A 1,215-nucleotide genomic window follows, 5' to 3' on the forward strand; every position below is an offset into this window, starting at 1 on the left:
CACGGGTACCGTGCGGTGGCGCGAGAGCGTCGCCTTCATGGCGGCGCAGGGCGTTGAATCATTTTATGAGGTCGGTGCCGGTAAGGTGCTGACCRGACTCGTGAAACGGATTGCGACAGGGGCATCGGCTGTGACCCTCGGCACACCGGAAGACGTTGTCGCCTTCAAGGCGTCCCTGCAGGATTGAGGAGAGCTTCATGTTCGATCTGACTGGCCGCAAGGCTCTCGTCACCGGGGCCACCGGCGGCATCGGCGGGGCCATTGCCCGTGCCCTGCACGCCCAAGGTGCTACGGTCGCCATCTCGGGCACTCGTCGGGCGGCTCTCGACGAGCTGGCGGCGACCCTCGGTGACCGCGTCCATGTGATCGAGGCGAATCTATCTGACAAGGATTCCGTGGAAGCGCTTGTTCCGGCTGCAGAAACCGCCATGGAAGGCCTCGACATCCTGGTCAACAACGCCGGAATCACGAAGGACAATCTCTTCATGCGCATGAAGGATGAGGAATGGGATGCGGTCATCGCCGTCAATCTCACCGCGGCCTTCCGGCTCTMGCGGGCCGCGGTGAAGACGATGATGCGCCGCCGCTACGGCCGCATCGTCAATATAGGCTCGGTGGTCGGGTCCACCGGCAATCCCGGGCAGGGCAACTACGCAGCCTCCAAGGCCGGCCTCATCGGCATGACCAAGGCACTGGCGGCCGAGGTGGCGAGCCGGAACATCACCGTGAACTGCGTCGCTCCCGGATTCATCGAGTCGCCCATGACCGATGTTCTCAACGAAAAGCAGAAGGACGGGATCCTTGGGACGATTCCCATGGGACGTCTTGGCCAGGGCGACGAGATTGCCTCCGCTGTGGTTTATCTCGCATCGACCGAAGCTGGATACGTGACGGGGCACACCCTGCATGCAAACGGCGGAATGGCGATGTTCTAGAGTGCTTTAACGCGTCTGACGGAATCTGTTTGTGAAGTTTCGAGCCCTCTCGCCAGACGCGATAAGCTTGTGTTAAGCATGGGTTTGATTGGGCCGTAGGGGTTGACCGACGCTCAAAAATGCGGCTTTGCACGGCGCAAGGCGGCCGTTACAGCGCAAGCGGGCTGAGCAGCTGAACTGAAATCTAACTCTTGATCCGCCCAATCCTGAGGCGGCAGCCACTGAGGAAAGAACGATGAGTGACATCGCTGATCGCGTGAAGAAGATCGTTGTCGAACAC

At 60.8% G+C, this 1,215-nt stretch carries 1 protein-coding gene and 1 pseudogene; both read left to right on the forward strand.

Going from position 1 to position 1,215, the window contains the following annotated elements; genetic code table 11:
• Window positions 1-187 (forward strand): annotated as a pseudogene (locus AC1DT3_RS21805) (ACP S-malonyltransferase); the annotation flags it as partial.
• A 10-nt stretch (window positions 188-197) separates the two neighbouring features.
• Window positions 198-935 carry a 3-oxoacyl-[acyl-carrier-protein] reductase gene (fabG, locus tag AC1DT3_RS21810; protein WP_477467267.1) on the forward strand — a complete coding sequence of 246 codons (738 nt, stop codon included), beginning with the start codon at window positions 198-200 and terminating at the stop codon, window positions 933-935.
• The last annotated feature ends 280 nt before the right edge of the window (window positions 936-1,215 follow it).

The sequence above is a fragment of the Microvirga sp. P4_G7 genome (genome assembly GCF_056401005.1).